General features: G+C 65.4%; 16 protein-coding genes. 2 read left to right on the top strand and 14 right to left on the bottom strand.

Features of this window, described 5'->3' with window-relative positions; genetic code table 11:
* Positions 1-15: 15 nt before the first annotated feature.
* Positions 16-900 carry a phosphoserine phosphatase SerB gene (gene serB, locus WBG82_RS10745; protein WP_424424523.1) on the top strand — a complete coding sequence of 295 codons (885 nt, stop codon included), beginning with the start codon at positions 16-18 and terminating at the stop codon, positions 898-900.
* An 18-nt stretch (positions 901-918) separates the two neighbouring features.
* Here serB and WBG82_RS10740 read toward each other — a convergent pair whose 3' ends face one another.
* Genes WBG82_RS10740 through hflK form a run of 4 tightly spaced genes read right to left on the bottom strand, consistent with a single transcriptional unit; the run spans position 919 to position 4,639 of the window.
* Positions 919-2,379, bottom strand: coding sequence for a Do family serine endopeptidase (locus WBG82_RS10740; RefSeq protein ID WP_424424521.1), 1,461 nt, complete (start codon positions 2,377-2,379; stop codon positions 919-921).
* Between the two features lie 42 nt (positions 2,380-2,421).
* Entirely contained in the window at positions 2,422-2,607 is a 186-nt protein-coding gene (locus WBG82_RS10735; protein ID WP_324297817.1) for a DUF2065 domain-containing protein, read from the bottom strand.
* Positions 2,608-2,618: 11 nt separating this feature from the next.
* Complete coding sequence (gene hflC, locus WBG82_RS10730) at positions 2,619-3,506, bottom strand: protease modulator HflC (RefSeq protein WP_424424520.1); 888 nt, start codon at positions 3,504-3,506, stop codon at positions 2,619-2,621.
* Entirely contained in the window at positions 3,503-4,639 is a 1,137-nt protein-coding gene (gene hflK, locus WBG82_RS10725) for an FtsH protease activity modulator HflK (RefSeq protein WP_424424519.1), read from the bottom strand. Before hflK ends, hflC begins: the two co-directional genes overlap by 4 nt.
* Before the next feature lie 245 nt (positions 4,640-4,884).
* On the opposite strand from hflK, the gene WBG82_RS10720 reads away from it, so the two are divergent.
* Positions 4,885-6,051 carry an Mrp/NBP35 family ATP-binding protein gene (locus WBG82_RS10720; RefSeq protein ID WP_424424518.1) on the top strand — a complete coding sequence of 389 codons (1,167 nt, stop codon included), beginning with the start codon at positions 4,885-4,887 and terminating at the stop codon, positions 6,049-6,051.
* 86 nt (positions 6,052-6,137) lie between these two features.
* Here the strand turns inward: WBG82_RS10720 and WBG82_RS10715 are convergent, their stop codons facing one another.
* The 10 genes from WBG82_RS10715 to WBG82_RS10670 all read right to left on the bottom strand — a co-directional run bounded on the left by WBG82_RS10715 (position 6,138) and on the right by WBG82_RS10670 (position 15,131).
* The gene (locus WBG82_RS10715; protein ID WP_424424517.1) at positions 6,138-6,485 is read right to left on the bottom strand and encodes a hypothetical protein; all 348 of its coding nucleotides are present in this window, start codon (positions 6,483-6,485) and stop codon (positions 6,138-6,140) included.
* A 137-nt stretch (positions 6,486-6,622) separates the two neighbouring features.
* Positions 6,623-6,985 (bottom strand): hypothetical protein, encoded by a 363-nt coding sequence (locus WBG82_RS10710; RefSeq protein WP_324297826.1) that lies wholly within the window; start codon positions 6,983-6,985, stop codon positions 6,623-6,625.
* A 124-nt stretch (positions 6,986-7,109) separates the two neighbouring features.
* Positions 7,110-8,027 carry an SMP-30/gluconolactonase/LRE family protein gene (locus tag WBG82_RS10705; RefSeq protein ID WP_424424516.1) on the bottom strand — a complete coding sequence of 306 codons (918 nt, stop codon included), beginning with the start codon at positions 8,025-8,027 and terminating at the stop codon, positions 7,110-7,112.
* A 43-nt stretch (positions 8,028-8,070) separates the two neighbouring features.
* Positions 8,071-9,357 carry a flavin monoamine oxidase family protein gene (locus WBG82_RS10700; protein WP_424424515.1) on the bottom strand — a complete coding sequence of 429 codons (1,287 nt, stop codon included), beginning with the start codon at positions 9,355-9,357 and terminating at the stop codon, positions 8,071-8,073.
* Positions 9,354-9,905 (bottom strand): GNAT family N-acetyltransferase, encoded by a 552-nt coding sequence (locus WBG82_RS10695; protein WP_424424514.1) that lies wholly within the window; start codon positions 9,903-9,905, stop codon positions 9,354-9,356. Before WBG82_RS10695 ends, WBG82_RS10700 begins: the two co-directional genes overlap by 4 nt.
* 10 nt (positions 9,906-9,915) lie before the next feature.
* Entirely contained in the window at positions 9,916-11,025 is a 1,110-nt protein-coding gene (locus WBG82_RS10690; protein WP_424424522.1) for an S-(hydroxymethyl)glutathione dehydrogenase/class III alcohol dehydrogenase, read from the bottom strand.
* A 58-nt stretch (positions 11,026-11,083) separates the two neighbouring features.
* Positions 11,084-11,902: a dienelactone hydrolase family protein gene (locus WBG82_RS10685; RefSeq protein ID WP_424424513.1), complete on the bottom strand. Its 819-nt coding sequence runs from the start codon at positions 11,900-11,902 to the stop codon at positions 11,084-11,086.
* On the bottom strand, positions 11,899-12,414 hold the full coding sequence (locus WBG82_RS10680) for a dihydrofolate reductase (protein ID WP_424424512.1): 516 nt from the start codon (positions 12,412-12,414) through the stop codon (positions 11,899-11,901). Before WBG82_RS10680 ends, WBG82_RS10685 begins: the two co-directional genes overlap by 4 nt.
* Before the next feature lie 141 nt (positions 12,415-12,555).
* Positions 12,556-13,350: a thymidylate synthase gene (locus WBG82_RS10675; protein ID WP_424424511.1), complete on the bottom strand. Its 795-nt coding sequence runs from the start codon at positions 13,348-13,350 to the stop codon at positions 12,556-12,558.
* A gap of 116 nt (positions 13,351-13,466) precedes the next feature.
* Positions 13,467-15,131, bottom strand: a complete 1,665-nt coding sequence (locus tag WBG82_RS10670; protein ID WP_424424510.1) for an ABC transporter permease — start codon at positions 15,129-15,131, stop codon at positions 13,467-13,469.
* Positions 15,132-15,135 lie beyond the last annotated feature (4 nt).

Below are 15,135 nucleotides of genomic sequence, written 5' to 3'. Positions count from 1 at the left end.
TGGACCCGTTTCGGCATGAAATACACCCTCACCCTCATCGGCAACAGCGCAACCTCGCTCGGCGACGAACTTGCCGCCGCCGCTTCCGGCCTGCTCCCCTCGCCCGCCGCGCCGGACTGGCTTGCGCCTGGGCTCGCCTGCGACATCGCCTTCGAGGCGGAGGACGGCAAGGCGATCGAAGCGGGGCTGCGCAAGCATTTCGAAGGCGCCCGCGTCGACCTCTCGGTCCAGACCTCGGGCAAGCGGCGCAAGAAGCTTCTCGTCGCCGATATGGATTCGACCATCATCCAGCAGGAATGCATCGACGAACTTGCCGCCGAACTCGGCATCAAGGAGCGCATCGCCGCCATCACCGAGCGCGCCATGCGCGGCGAGATCGCCTTCGAGCCGGCGCTCAAGGAGCGCGTCGCTCTCCTCAAGGGCCTCGAGCTTGCCTCGCTGGAGAAGGTCTATCGTGAGCGCATCGTCGAAACGCCGGGCGGGCGCGCCCTTGTCGGCACGATGCGCGCGAACGGCGCGACCTGCGCGCTCGTCTCGGGCGGCTTCACCTTCTTCACCGAGCGTGTCGGCAATGCCGTCGGCTTCAACGTCAATCAGGCGAACACGCTTCTCTTCGCCGACGGCAGGCTCACCGGCGAGGTGGCGGAGCCGATCCTCGGGCGCAGCGCGAAGATCGAGGCCCTGGTAAAACTCCGCGAGGAACTGAAGCTCGCGCCCCATGACACGATGGCGGTCGGGGACGGCGCGAACGATCTCGGCATGATCGAGGAAGCCGGGCTCGGCGTCGCCTTCCACGCGAAACCCGTCGTCGCCGAAGTCGCGGACGCCCGCATCGACCATGGCGACCTCACGGCGCTGCTCTATCTGCAGGGCTACCGGCAGCAGGACATCACGGGCTGAAGGCCGGCCGAGACGGTCCTAATCGACCGGCACGGCCGCGAAGCGCGAACTGCCCCCGCTCAGTAGCCGCAGCAGGACGGATTTGCGCCCGGCCTTCTTCGCGTCATTGACGGCCGCCACCACATCCTGCGGACCCTTCACCTGGGTTTGTCCGGCCTCGACGATGACGTCGCCCGGCTTGACGCCCTTTCCTGCGGCGGCGCTCGCGGGCTTGACGCCTGCCACCACCGCGCCGCCCGTCCCCGTCTCGAGCTTGAAGCGCGCGCGAACGTCCGGTGTCGCCGCGAGGAGATCGAGGCCCAGGATCTGGACCTTCTCTTGGGCGGGCGGCGGCGCGATCTTCTGCGCCACGGCCGCCTCGTCCGCCTCGACGAGCTTGGCGACCTTGATCTTCAGGCGCATTTCCTTGCCCGCCCGCATGACCACGATGGTCGCCTGCTTGCCGATCTCGGTTTCGGCAACGATGCGCGGCAGGTCGCGCATTTCGCGGATGTCCTGCCCATCGAACGATGTGACGAGATCACCCGTCTCGATCCCCGCCGTGGCGGCCGGTCCGCCGGGCGTCACGCCCGCGACGAGCGCCCCGTGAGGGTCGGCAAGCCCGAGCGTCGCGGCGATCTCCGGTGAGACGGACTGGATGCGGACGCCGATCCAGCCGCGCCGGATCTGGCCATAGCGAAGTATCTGATCGACGATCGGCGCGATCGTGCTCGATGGCGTCGCAAAGCCGATGCCGACGGATTCGCCCGAAGGCGAGATGATGGCCGTGTTCATGCCGATCACTTCGCCGCTCAGCGAGAAGAGGGGTCCGCCCGAATTGCCGCGATTGATGGCGGCATCGGTCTGGATGAAGTCGTCGTAATTGCCGGCATGAATGTCACGATTGAGCGCCGACACGATGCCCGTCGTCACGGAACCGCCAAGGCCGAACGGGTTGCCGATCGCCACCACCCAGTCACCGACGCGCAGCTTCCTCGAATCTCCGAACGCCACATAGGCCAGAGGCCGCTTCGTCTCGACCTTGAGTACGGCGATATCCGTCTTCTCGTCCCGGCCCTTGACCTTCGCCGGCAGGGTCGTGCCGTCGGAGAAAGTGACGTCGATCCGGTCGGCGCCCTCGATGACGTGATTGTTGGTGACGATGATGCCCGCCGGGTCGATGACGAAGCCCGAGCCGAGCGACTGGACCTTTTCGGGCCGGCCGGGCAAGGCCGGTATCCCCGGCTGCCCCTCGAAGGGCGCGCCCTCGTCCGGAATGCCCTCATCGTCCGGGCCCGCGCCGCCCGGCAGCGTCTGGCTCGTCGAGATGTTGACGACGGCTGGCGAAAGCTTCTGGGCAAGTTCGGCAAGGCTCTGCGGCACCATGCGCGCGGCCGCCTCGATCCGCGCCGTCCCCGCTGCCGACAGGACGAGAAGAACCGCGAATGCAAGCGCCGCCCGACGGCCCCATCCATCGCATAGCCACCGAACTCGGCTCATGAAACGCTCCCGATCGCCGTCACCAGAGCCCGTTCCCGGACTCTACCCCCGCACCAGCCAGACGAGCACAACACCGCTTGCCAGTGCAAGCAGTCCGCCTGCCCTGAGCGCCTGATCGGGCTGGGTTCCGAGAGATGCGAGCGCGCGCCGCATGGCCCCGGGAAAGGCCGCATAGAGCGCGCCTTCGATCGCAAGCACCAGCCCGAGCGCCGAGAGCAGCTCCGTCACTTGCCGCTCCCTCAGCGCTTCGCGCCCGTGCTGCCCGTTTCGCTGCCGAAATAGCTGAAGAACTCCGAATCCGGCGCGACCACCATGGTCGTGCTGTCGCCCTTGAGGCCCTTCTTGTAGGCCTGCATGGAGCGATAGAAGGAGAAGAACTCCGGATCCTGGCCGAATGCCTCGGCGAAGATCTTGTTGCGCTCGGCGTCGCCCTGACCGCGCGCGATCTGGCCGTCGCGTTCCGCATCGGCGAGGATCACGGTCACGTCGCGGTCGGCGCGGCTGCGGATGCGCTGGGCCTCTTCCTGGCCTTGCGCGCGGATTTCGGCCGCTTCCCGCTCGCGCTCCGTCTGCATGCGGCGGAAGATCGCCTGGCTGTTGGCCTCCGGCAGGTCGGCGCGGCGGATGCGCACGTCGACGATCTCGATGCCGAGATCGGTCGTCGCATGGCTGAAGGCCACCTGGATCTTCCGCATCAGCCCGGCGCGATTGTCGCGCACCAGCGCCTCAAGCGTGTTGTCGCCGAGCGTGTTGCGCAGCGCGGAGCCGAAGCTCGGCTGAAGCCGCGTCTCGGTCAGCCGGGGATCGCGAACCGCCTGATAGAACTTCAGCGCATCGACGATGCGGTAGCGCGCGAAGGCGTCGACAACGAGACGCTTCTGGTCGGAAGCGATGATTTCTTCCGTCGGCGATTCCAGATTGAGAAGCCGCTTGTCGATGTAGACGACGTTCTGGATGAACGGCAGCTTCCAGTGCAGCCCCGGCTTGGTGATGACGCCGCCGCGCGGATCGCCGAACTGCAGCACGATCGCCTGCTGCGTCATGCTGACGGTGAAGAGCGACGAATAAAGGACAATGATGGCGACGAGGACCGCTGCGCCCACGCCGATACCTACGGACTTGTTCATGGGCGTGCCTCCGAGCCGATCGGTGAAGCGGCGGACGATGTCGTATCCCCGGCGGGCGAGCCGGACCGCGCCTGCGGTCGCAAGCCCGAAAGCGGCAGATAAGGCAACACATTCTTCTCGTTGGGAGAGATGATCACCTTGTTCACGTCGCCAAGCACGCCTTCCATCGTTTCGATATAGATTCGACGGCGCGTCACATCCTTCGCCTTCTTGTACTCGTTGTAGATCGAGATGAAGCGCTTCGCTTCACCCTGCGCCTCGGCAACGATCTGCTCGCGATAGGCTTCCGCGGCCTGCGTGATCTGCGCCGCGTTACCGCGCGCCTTGGGTACGACGGTATTGGCGTAGGTGTTCGCCTCATATTGGAGGCGTTCCTGGTCGGCACGGGCCGCCTGCACGTCGCGGAATGCGTCGATGACGGCCGCGGGCGGATCGACCTTCTGAAGCTTTACCTCGGTGATGGAGATGCCGGCGCCGTAATCGTCGAGCGCCTGCTGCATCAGATCGCGCACCTTTGCCTGCACCTCGGTCCGGCCGGTCGTCAGCAGCACCTGGATCTTCGACTGGCCCACGACCTCGCGCATGGCGCTCTCGGCGATCGCCTTCACCGCGCGGTCCGGGTCCTCGACCTTGAAGAGATAGTTCGGCGCGTCCTTGATGCGCCAGAAAACGGCGAAATTGATGTCGACGATATTCTCGTCGCCCGTCAGCATCAGCCCTTCGTCGCCCCCGCCGCCGCCCTCGCGCGTGCCGATATCGGTGCGGTTGACGCGCGTCACCGTCGGGAACGCCACGCTCTCGATCGGGTAAGGCAGCTTCATGTGGAGGCCGGGCGGCGCCAGGCGCACGAATTCGCCGAAGCGCGTCACGATGCCTTGCTGGTCGGTATCCACCCGGAAAAACGAACTCCAGACGAGAAGCGCGACGATGAAGAGCCCGAAAACGATGAAAGGCCCGCTCGTGCCGCCTGTTCCGCCCGGCAGAATCTCACGGAGCTTCTCCTGCCCGCGCTTGATGAGTTCGTCGAGATCCGGCGGCTGATTGCCGCCACGCGATGGCCCCTGCCCCCAAGGGCCCCTGTTGCCGCCGCCGCCCTGCCAGCCGCCGCCGCCGTTCTGATTGCTCCAGGGCATCAAAAATCCTTTGAAATGAAGAGGATGATCCGGTGTTGGATTTGGACGTACCCGGGTTTATATGACACTCACCTTCCCGGTGCAACGCATTGGCGGGACAGTGCGCCGCAGGCAAAATCGCACGCAACGCATCTTTATCACGCTTATGATGCAGGTGGCGCGGCGCCGGTCCGCTCCGCCACGCGCGCGCAGACAAAACGCCGCAGAGAGAATCTCCCGCTGACCGATACCCCCGAGTGAAACCGATGAGCAGCGTAACCCAGAATGACATCGTCAAGGCGCTTTCTGGCGTCATCGACCCCGAGAGCGGCCGGAATGTCGTCGCCGCCGGCCTTCTTCGCGGACTGATCGTGCGCGATGGCCATATCGGCTTCAGCCTGGAGGTTTCGCCCGAGCGCGGCCCCTCGATGGAGCCGGTCCGCCGCGAATGCGAGGAGGCGGTGCGCAAGCTGCCCGGCGTTCTGAGCGTCACGGCCGTCGTCACCGCCCATCGCGATCAGCCGCAGCAGGCCCCGCGCCCCGCGCCGCAGGCCGCGCATGGCCACGATCATGGACACGGGCACGGGCAGCGGCGCACATCCGCCCATTCCGGCCCGATCCGCGTGCCCGGCGTCGCCGCGATCGTCGCGGTCGCCAGCGGCAAGGGCGGCGTCGGCAAATCGACCGTCGCCGTCAATCTCGCCCTGGGCCTTGCGAAACTCGGCCGCCGCGTCGGCCTGCTCGATGCCGACATATACGGCCCCTCCATCCCCCGCATGCTCGGCATAAAGGGCAAGCCCGAGGCCAATGCCGAAACGAAGAAGCTCATTCCCATGAGCAATTACGGCATCAAGACCATGTCGATCGGCTTCCTCGTCGATGAGGATACGCCGATGATCTGGCGCGGGCCCATGGTCCAGTCCGCGCTGACGCAGATGCTCATGGATGTCGAATGGGGCGAGCTTGACGTGCTCATCGTCGACATGCCGCCCGGCACGGGCGATGCGCAGCTCACCATGGCCCAGCGCGTGCCGCTGACCGGCGCCGTCGTCGTCTCCACGCCGCAGGACATCGCGCTCATCGACGCGCGCAAGGGCTATGCGATGTTCGAGAAGACGCATGTCCCCGTCTTCGGCATCGTGGAGAACATGGCCTATTTCGTCAGCCCCGGTTCGGGCGAGAAATCCTATATCTTCGGCCAGGGCGGCGCGCGGCGCATGGCCGAAACGCTGGGCTGCGACTTCCTCGGCGAGGTGCCGCTCCACATGACAGTGCGCGAAACCTCGGACGCCGGAACGCCGGTCGTCGCCACCGCGCCCGACAGCGAGGAGGCGCGCCCCTTCATCGAGATCGCCCGCCGCGTCGGCGCGCATCTGGACCGCGCCCTCTCATCGACCGAGCACAGGGCGCCGAAGATCGTCATCGAGGATTGAGACGAGACACGCGCGCATGGGTGAAAACGAAAATGGCCGGCTCGCAAGAACCGGCCATTCGCATTTCGAGCCTTTGGCGGCAGTTGTCAGCGGCCCGCCTTCAGCGTCGCCTGCTCCTTGCTACCGTCCGGCGCGGTCAGTTCCCACGCATCGCCCACATTGTGGGCTTCGGCCGCGACGCAATAGGGCTTGGCGTCCGGCGCCGCATTGTCCGCCGTGAAGCAACCCTGGCTGCCGTCGATCTTCCACTTGCCGCCGACCGACTTGCCGTCGGCGAGCGTCTGGGAATAGGTGCCATCCTTGTTGATGTGGACGGCGCGCTCGCCCTGCGCGTTCGAGACGACGACGGTGTTGTCGTAATAGTTGGCGAACGGATCGTCCGCAGCGAGCGAAAATCCGGTCAACGCAAAAAACGCAACAAGGACACTGAACATCAGGCGCATTTTCTTCTCCCTGATTGATGACCCTGTGCCCGCGGGGCATGGCATGGTGACATGCTCACATGCGCCCGCAAGGCCCGTTTCGAGACCGGAACAGCCCCGGCAAGACGGGTGTTCCGGTGAATTCCGGCTCAGCGGCCGGCCTTGATCGTGATGGTGGTCTGCGTTCCGTCGGCGCCGGCGACCTGCCAGCTATCACCGACATTATGCGCTTCGGCCTTGGCGCAGAAGGGCTTGGCATCCGCTGCCGGCGCCGGGTTCGTCTGCGTGTAGCAGGCCTGATCGCCGTTGATCGCCCAGGTGCCGCTGACCGTCGAGCCATCCGCGAGCTTGGTCTGGTAGGTGCCGTCCTGGTTGACGAAGGCGTGCATCTCGCCCGAATTCGGGTTCGAGAGCACGACCGTGTTGCCATAGTAGCTCTCGAGCGGATCGGCGGCATAAGCCGCACCTGCGAACGCAACCAACGCAACGACTGTCGTGAAAGAAATACGCATTCCAGCCTCCCCATTTCGTAATGCGGGTTTCCCCCGCTGGCGGCGGCATCATTGCATGCGATTCGCAACGGCGGAAGCGCCGTTCCGCAGCCGGAATTTCCGGCTGCGGACTTGTATCGCGCGATTACTTGTTGAGGAAATTGAGCGGCAGTCCGCTCACCGGCCAGTCCATCGAGATGAGCCGCCCGCTCGAGGAGAGCGTGATATAGGCCGTCTTCAGGTCCTTGCCGCCGAAGCAGATATTGGTGGTGAGGAAATCGTCCGTCGGCGTATGGGTGATCTTCGAGCCGTCGGGCGAGAAGGTCGTGATGCCGCCATTGAAGATCGTCGCGACGCATATATTGCCCTGCGAGTCGACGGCGAGACTGTCGAAGAAGCAGAGCTGCGGACCGGAGCCGACATAGCGGCCGGGAAGCGGCCCCGCCTGCTTGGCGATCTCGCCCGGCGCCACAATGTCGAACGCCCAGAGACGGCCGGGAATGGTATCGGCGACATAGACGGTCTTTTCGTCGGGCGAGAGGCCGACGCCGTTCGGCGAGACTATGGGGAAGACCACTTCCTTGATCATCGAGCCGTCGATCTTGGCGTAGTAGAGCCCGCCGCGATCCTGCGTGCGCCCGCGACCCTTGCCGAGATCGGTGAACCAGAAGCCGCCATGCTTGTCGAAGACGATATCGTTCGGGCCGTTGAGCGGAATGCCGTTGCATTCGCGGTAGAGCACTTCATGCTTGCCCGTCTTGAGATCGACGCGCTCGATGCGCCCGCCCGAATAGTCCGCAGGCGCATCGCCCGGAACGAGCGCGCCATCGACTTCATGGAACTCGAAGCCGCCATCGTTGCAGACATAGCATGCGCCATCCGGCCCGATGGCCGCGCCGTTCGGGCCGCCGCCCAGCTCGGCAATGACCTCGACCTTGCCGGCCGCGGTGACGCGCGTGAGCGTGCCGCGCTTGATCTCGACGAGAATGATGCTCCCGTCGGGCATGGCGATCGGCCCTTCCGGGAACAGCAATCCGCTGGCAATGAGTTTCGCGTTCGACATCAAATCCTCCCTGATCCGTTTCGATCTGATTTTTTGAATGCCGTCATTCTGTCAATGCGCCGCCTGGAGAGCAATGGCCGATCACGGCCGCCGCGCGCTCGACCGCCTCTATTCCGGAAAGGAACGCACCCTGAACGGTTGAGAACCAGCGCGGATGTACCGCCTCGCCGGCGAGAAAGACGCGCCCTCCAACGGGCTCGGCAAGGATGCGCCGGTCGTCCCCATGGCCCGGCAGCGCGCAGGAATAGGCGCCGAGTGTATGCGGATCGCTGCTCCATGCCGTCGCCACGACCTTTTCGAGATGCGCGAGGATCGACGCGCCGAACATGGTGACGAGCGCGTCGCGCGCCGTCTCGATCATCGCCGCCTCGCCTGCCGCCTCCATCTCGGCGGCGAAGCGTCCGCCGAGATAGGCGATGGCGAGTTCCGCGCCGAAGGGGCGGATCTGAAAGCTGAGCGCATGGCGCGAGGGCGCGCGCTCGTCCATGAAAGAGGCGTGGCTCGTATCGGGAAGGCCGAAGACATCGCGCGAGAATTTGAACGCCACCTTGTTCGCGGCGCCCGTCCGCACATTCTCGAGCGCGCCCTGAAGCCTCGCCGGAAGGCCCGGCCTGAAGCGGATGAGGCCGTGCGCGAGAACATTGGTCGAAACAGTGACGATGGCGCTCCGCGCCCGTATCGTGCCCTTCGGCGTTTCGATCGCGACGCCCTGCCCGCTCCAGTCGATGGAGGTCGCGACCGTCTCGAGGCTCACGGGGATGTCCGCGCCATAGGCTTCGATCAGCGCGCCATAGCCTCTCACCAGCGGCCAGTTCTCGCCCGTGTCCTCATAATGCCAGAGATCGAGCGTCGAAATTTCCTCCGGCGGCAATCCGCTGATCGCTTCATCGACATGCTCGATGAGCCTGTACCAGCGCGAACCCCGGTCGAGCGCCGCCGCCACGGGAACGTCGCGCCCCTCCGCGCCCAGGGCATCGGCGGCGCCGAATGCCGCGTCGATCGCGCAGGCATAGTCGTCGCATTCCCGCCCGTCGGCCCATCTCATGCCGAGATGGAGATGGCGCGTGCGAAAACTCTGCCGCATGAGATAGGGATGGCCGAGTTCATCCGCGATGCGCGTCAGCGGATTGACGGATGCGGAATGAAGCCAATGCGCGCCGCGATCCCAGGCCACGCCGAGCGAGGCCGTATCCGTATGCGTGCGGCCGCCAATGCGGGACTTCGCCTCGATGAGCACGAAGGCGAGCCCCAATTCCCGCGCGCGCTTCGCCGCCGCGAGTCCCGCCGCGCCCGCGCCGATGATCGCAATGTCGGCATCGCCCGCCATCATGTCTTGATCCAGTAGCTGAGCTTGGCCTTGCCCGTTTCGGCATCATGCGGGGTGAAGCCGTCCAGCACGCCGCCATTGGCGGCGATGACCTTTCTCGATGCCTCGTTATCCGCGTCGCACGTCACCAGCACGCGCCGCAAGCCCTCGGCGCGCGCCAGCGGAAGAATGAGTCGGAGCGCCCGCGTCGCATAGCCCAGCCTGCGCTTCCAGGGCACGATTGAATAGCCGATATGCCCCGGCACATGCGGCGGCAGCGCTTCCGTGCCGTGCTGGAAGCGCAGACCGATCGCTCCGCAGAACTCGCCGTCGTCGATCCAGAAAATGCGGAATGGCAGGCGCGGCATCCTGCTGCCATCGGCAAGCGTCACCATCCCCTCAGGGTCGGTGAGATCGCGGAGAAAGCCTTCCGGATCGGCCTCGACCGCCTCCAGCTCCTCCGCGCTCACATCGCGCATCGTATTGGGCGACCAGCCCGCGCGCAGCGCCGCCGCATACCCGCCGAGAAGCGCGGCACATGGTGCGACGAGGCTGATCTGCGATGCGCTCAAGCGGCTTCCCTCAATAGACGACCACCGAGCGGATGGACTTGCCCTCATGCATGAGGTCGAAACCCTTGTTGATGTCTTCGAGCGGCAGCGTATGGGTGATGAGATCGTCGATGTTGATCTTGCGGTCCATGTACCAGTCGACGATCTTCGGCACATCCGTGCGTCCGCGCGCGCCGCCAAAGGCCGAGCCCTTCCACACACGGCCGGTGACGAGCTGGAAGGGGCGCGTCGAAATCTCCTGCCCCGCGCCCGCGACGCCGATGATGGTCGAGACGCCCCAGCCGCGATGGCAGCATTCGAGCGCCTGCCGCATCGTCGTCACATTGCCGATGCACTCGAAACTGTAATCCGCGCCGCCGCCCGTCAGCTCGACGATATGGCCGACGAGATCGCCCTTAACCTCCTTCGGATTAACGAAATGCGTCATGCCGAACTGGCGGGCGAGCGCCTCGCGCGCGGGATTGATGTCGACGCCGACGATCATGTCGGCGCCCACCATCTTCGCGCCCTGGATGACGTTGAGCCCGATGCCGCCGAGGCCGAAGACGACGACATTTGCGCCCGCCTCGACCTTCGCGGTGAAGATGACCGCGCCGATCCCCGTCGTCACGCCGCAGCCGATATAGCAGACCTTGTCGAAGGGCGCGTCCTTGCGGATCTTCGCCACCGCGATCTCGGGGAGCACCGTGTAGTTCGCGAAGGTGGAGCAGCCCATATAGTGCAGCACGGGCTTGCCCTTCCATGAGAAGCGGCTGCTGCCATCGGGCATCAGGCCCTTGCCCTGCGTTGCGCGGATCGAGGTGCAGAGGTTCGTCTTGTGGCTCGTGCAGCTCTTGCACTGGCGGCACTCGGGCGTATAGAGCGGGATCACATGGTCGCCGACTGCCACTGAAGTGACGCCGGGGCCCACCTCCACCACGACGCCCGCGCCCTCATGGCCGAGAATGGCGGGAAAGAGCCCCTCGGGGTCTTCGCCCGAAAGCGTGAACGCATCGGTGTGGCAGATGCCGGTCGCCTTGACCTCGATCAGCACCTCGCCCGCCCGCGGCCCCTCGAGTTGCACCGTCTCGATCTCGAGCGGCTTTCCCGCCTCGAATGCCACTGCCGCGCGAACGTCCATCGCCATATCCTTCTTTCGAGTTTGAATTCACATATCCTGGCGGCGCTGCGCCAGCGCCTCAAGCCTTGTCGTCCGCCATCGCCGCGGTGAAGAAAGCGACGGCGTTGCGGTACGCCTTCTCTGTTGCGGCCGGATTGTAGCGCATGATCACGCGCCCGCCCTTGCCCTGATTGCCGAAGGGATCGCTCACCTCGACATCGACGCCCGGCATGTCGAAGCCGTGATGCGCCTCCGCCATGACCTCGATGCGGATTTTCGCGCGGTCGCTTTCATCGAGCGCGGCGACGAGCTTCGCCGAAATTTCCGGATCATTGTCATATTGGTCGAGCGCGCCGGTGACGAGCAGCAAGGGCGTATCGACGAGATTGCCGAACTCGAAGCCCGGCACGCAGTTGAAGATCCAGGCGGAGGGATAGACCGGCATGATCGCCCGAAAGGCGCCGTCCGGCAGGAAGACGTCATTATGCCGGCGCGTCGCCGCCAACATCGCCGTCACGCCGCCGAAGGAGAAACCGGCAACCCCGATGCGCGCCGCATCGACCTGCGGATGGGCGGCGAGAAAGGCCCGCGCGCCATAAAGGTCCGGCAGCGTCTCGTGAACGGATTTCGGCCGTCCCCCTGCCCCGCCGACAAGGCCGCGCGCCGCCCAGAGATCGGGTTCGAGTGTCACGAAGCCCGCCGCGTTGAGCGCGTCGGCATAGCCGCCCTCGCGCGCTGAAGGCCCGGCCGATCCGTGCAGCAGAATGACGGCAGGCATTTTCCCTTCGATATGCGAGGGAATTCTGAGTCGCGCGGCAATGATGAACGGCGTCTCATGCAGCGAGGGAAAGGTGATGTAATGAAAGCTCGCCGAAAGGTTCATCTCGGGGGTGGTCATTTCCGCTCCAGCACGACAAAGGAATAATCGGCGCTGTCCTTCTCGCCCGCGCCATGCCGCTCGCGCGAAACCTCGCGCCATGCCGCCCGGTCGAACGTGAAATATGTATCAGCCTCGGGCTTCGCATGAACTTCGGTGAGATAGATGCGCGTCGCCCGCGCCAGCGCCTGCTCGTAGATCTGCGCGCCGCCGATCACCATCGTCTCGCCGGCGCCAGCTTTCCGCGCCAGCGCCTGCGCATGGGCGAGCGCCGCATCGAGCGACGAAAAGACTTCCGCGCCCGCCGCCTCGAAGGCCCCGTCCCGCGTGACGACGAGGTTGGGCCGCCCTGGCAATGGCTTTCTCGGCAGCGACTCCCATGTCTTGCGGCCCATGATGACGGGCTTTCCCATGGTTACGCGCTTGAACCATGCCATGTCGCTCGAGAGCCGCCACGGCATGCCATTGTCACGGCCGATGGCGCCATTTTCCGCAATGGCGACGACGAGCGCGATATGAACCTTGTCCGTCATGGGGCGGGCGTTACCTGAGATGCTGCACGCGCAGAGGCTCGGGATCGAGCGGCCGCGTGTTGAGATTGATGGCGATCATCCCGCCGACGGCGAGCGCGAGCATGACGAGCGTCAGCAGCACGGTCACGAGACGCTGCCGCCTCACACCGCGACCGGGGCGGCGATGTGCGGATGGGCGTCGTAGCCCTCGAGCCGGAAGTCGTCATAGGTGAAATCGAAGATCGACTTCACATCAGGATTGATGTGCATGCGCGGCAGCGGCCTCGGCTCGCGCGAGAGCTGCAGGTTCGCCTGCTCCAGATGATTGAGATAGAGATGCGCGTCACCGAAAGTGTGGATGAACTCGCCTGCCTCGAGCCCCGTCACCTGCGCCACCATCATGGTGAGCAGCGCATAGGAGGCGATGTTGAAAGGCACGCCGAGGAAAATATCCGCCGAGCGCTGATAGAGCTGGCAGGAGAGCTTTCCGTCCGCGACATAGAACTGGAAGAGACAGTGGCAGGGCGGCAGCGCCATCTGATCGACATCGGCGACGTTCCAGGCCGAGACGATGAGGCGACGCGAATCCGGATTCCGGCAGATCTGCTCGACGACATTCTTGATCTGGTCGATTTTCTCGCCGGAAGGCGTCGGCCATGAGCGCCACTGATAGCCATAGACCGGGCCGAGATCGCCCTTCTCGTCCGCCCATTCGTCCCAGATGCCGACGCCGTTCGCCTTGAGATAGGCGATGTTGGTGTCGCCTGCGAGAAACCACAGAAGTTCGTGAATGATCGACTTCAGATGCAGCTTCTTCGTCGTGACGAGCGGAAAGCCCTCGGCGAGATCGTAGCGCGACTGCCAGCCGAAGACGCTGAGCGTCCCCGTTCCCGTGCGGTCGGTTTTCCGTGTGCCGTGGTCGCGCACATGGCGCATCAGATCGAGATACTGTTTCATCGCTGCCGCTCGATTCGAGTGTCCCGACAGTCTAGAACCTCGCGCCTGCCCCCGGTAGTGGAAAGCGCCCCGCGCATGGTCTGTGGATAAGTCGTATCCGCCGGAAATGGCGGATTTCAGTCGCCCGTCTGTGCCGTGGGCCGCGCCAGCCGCGACAGCAGCACCACCGGCAGAAGGCCCGCCAGCACGATCAGGAGCGCGGCGATCGCCCCGTCCTCATAGGTACCGCGTGCCGCCTCCGCATAGAGATGCGTCGAGAGTGTCTCGAAATCGAGCGGCCGCAGAAGCAGCGTCGCCGGAAGCTCCTTCATGCAATCGACGAAGACCATGAGCGCGGCGGTGGCGAGCGCCGGACGCAGCAGCGGCAGGTGAATGAGCCGCATCAACGCCATGCGGCTCGCGCCGAGCGTGCGCGCCGTCTCGTCGACGGCGAGGGAGATCTTCGCAAGCCCCGCCTCGAACCCGTTCACCGGCATGACGAGAAAGCGCGCCGCATAGGCATAGATGAGCGCCGCGCCGGAGCCTGAAAGGAGGAGCCCGGTCGATATGCCGAAGACGTCGCGCGCGAGCCCGTCGACCGCATTGTCGAAATTGGCAAGCGGCGTGAGAAGCGCGAGCGCCATCACCGTGCCGGGCACCGCATAGCCGAGCCCCGCCATGCGCCTGGTGAGCGCGGCGGCGGCGCCGGGCGTCACCCGCGCCGCATAGGCGACCGCGAAGCCCGCCGCGAGCGTCACAACCGTCGCGATGGAGGCGACGAAGGCCGTATTCGCCGTCTCCGTCACGATGGAAGGCGAAAGACCGTCCGCCCGCAGGCGGACGAGCGTTTCCCAGACGAGATAGCTCGATGGAACGAGAAAGCCGAAAATGACCGGCAGGCTGCCTGCGAAAAGCATCGCCGCGCCGGCAATCTGCCCCGGCCGCCGCACGGGCATGGGCTCGACGCTTTCGGAGGACACCGCCTCGTCTCCATGCCGCCTGCCCCATCGCTCGATCAGCATCAGCGCCACGACGATGGCGAGCATGATGAGCGCGATCTGCGCCGCGCCGGGTAGGCTCGAGCGGTTGATCCATGTCGAGTAGATCGAAACCGTGAATGTGCGCACGCCGAGAAATTCGGCCGCGCCAATATCGTTCAGCGTTTCGAGAAGCGCGAGGCTCGCGCCAACGGCGATGCCCGGCCGCGCGAAGGGCAACACGACGCGGAAGAAGACCGCCGCGCGGCTCGCGCCGAGCGTCTGCGCCGCCTCGATCATATTGGCGGGTTGCAGAAGGAACATCGCGCGGGTCGAAAGATAGACGTAAGGATAGAGCACGAGTCCCAGCAGCAGGATGCAGCCCCCCATCGAGCGGATGTCGGGAAGCCGCAAGGCGCGCGGATCGGCAATGCCGAAAATCTCGCGCAGTGTGCTCTGCACCGGCCCGATCGGATGGAGAATGTCGAGATAGGCGAAGGCCACCACATAGGTGGGAACGGCAAGCGGCAGCAGCAGCGCCCATTCGAGCACGCGCCTGCCGGCGAAATCATAGGCCGTCACGAGCCATGCCGCGCCGACGCCGATCGTGAGCACCATCGCCCCGACACCGGCCATCAGAACGATCGTTCGCGTCGCCGCGCCGGGAATGACATTCGCGACGAGATGTGGCCACAGATCGCCCGAGCCCTGCGCCGCGATCAGCGCCAGCGTGACGAGCGGCAGCAGGATCAGAAGGGCGACGCTGGCCGAAACGGCCAGCCAGCCGAATTCCGCCCGGCTGCGGCGAACCCGCCGGGCCGCCATCGTC

Source organism: Parvibaculum sp., assembly GCF_049671045.1.
Classification (GTDB): domain Bacteria; phylum Pseudomonadota; class Alphaproteobacteria; order Parvibaculales; family Parvibaculaceae; genus Parvibaculum.
Note: the sequence above shows the minus strand (reverse complement) of the source record. Positions and strands in the feature narration are given on the sequence as shown.

What these genes read in the sequence shown, in the direction of transcription:
- serB (WP_424424523.1), top strand. Translation starts at nt 16, where the DNA reads ATGAAATACACCCTCACCCTCATCGGCAACAGCGCAACCTCGCTCGGC.
- WBG82_RS10740 (WP_424424521.1), bottom strand. Translation starts at nt 2,379, where the DNA reads ATGAGCCGAGTTCGGTGGCTATGCGATGGATGGGGCCGTCGGGCGGCG.
- hflC (WP_424424520.1), bottom strand. Translation starts at nt 3,506, where the DNA reads ATGAACAAGTCCGTAGGTATCGGCGTGGGCGCAGCGGTCCTCGTCGCC.
- hflK (WP_424424519.1), bottom strand. Translation starts at nt 4,639, where the DNA reads ATGCCCTGGAGCAATCAGAACGGCGGCGGCGGCTGGCAGGGCGGCGGC.
- WBG82_RS10720 (WP_424424518.1), top strand. Translation starts at nt 4,885, where the DNA reads ATGAGCAGCGTAACCCAGAATGACATCGTCAAGGCGCTTTCTGGCGTC.
- WBG82_RS10715 (WP_424424517.1), bottom strand. Translation starts at nt 6,485, where the DNA reads ATGTTCAGTGTCCTTGTTGCGTTTTTTGCGTTGACCGGATTTTCGCTC.
- WBG82_RS10710 (WP_324297826.1), bottom strand. Translation starts at nt 6,985, where the DNA reads ATGCGTATTTCTTTCACGACAGTCGTTGCGTTGGTTGCGTTCGCAGGT.
- WBG82_RS10705 (WP_424424516.1), bottom strand. Translation starts at nt 8,027, where the DNA reads ATGTCGAACGCGAAACTCATTGCCAGCGGATTGCTGTTCCCGGAAGGG.
- WBG82_RS10700 (WP_424424515.1), bottom strand. Translation starts at nt 9,357, where the DNA reads ATGATGGCGGGCGATGCCGACATTGCGATCATCGGCGCGGGCGCGGCG.
- WBG82_RS10690 (WP_424424522.1), bottom strand. Translation starts at nt 11,025, where the DNA reads ATGGACGTTCGCGCGGCAGTGGCATTCGAGGCGGGAAAGCCGCTCGAG.
- WBG82_RS10685 (WP_424424513.1), bottom strand. Translation starts at nt 11,902, where the DNA reads ATGACCACCCCCGAGATGAACCTTTCGGCGAGCTTTCATTACATCACC.
- WBG82_RS10680 (WP_424424512.1), bottom strand. Translation starts at nt 12,414, where the DNA reads ATGACGGACAAGGTTCATATCGCGCTCGTCGTCGCCATTGCGGAAAAT.
- WBG82_RS10675 (WP_424424511.1), bottom strand. Translation starts at nt 13,350, where the DNA reads ATGAAACAGTATCTCGATCTGATGCGCCATGTGCGCGACCACGGCACA.
- WBG82_RS10670 (WP_424424510.1), bottom strand. Translation starts at nt 15,131, where the DNA reads ATGGCGGCCCGGCGGGTTCGCCGCAGCCGGGCGGAATTCGGCTGGCTG.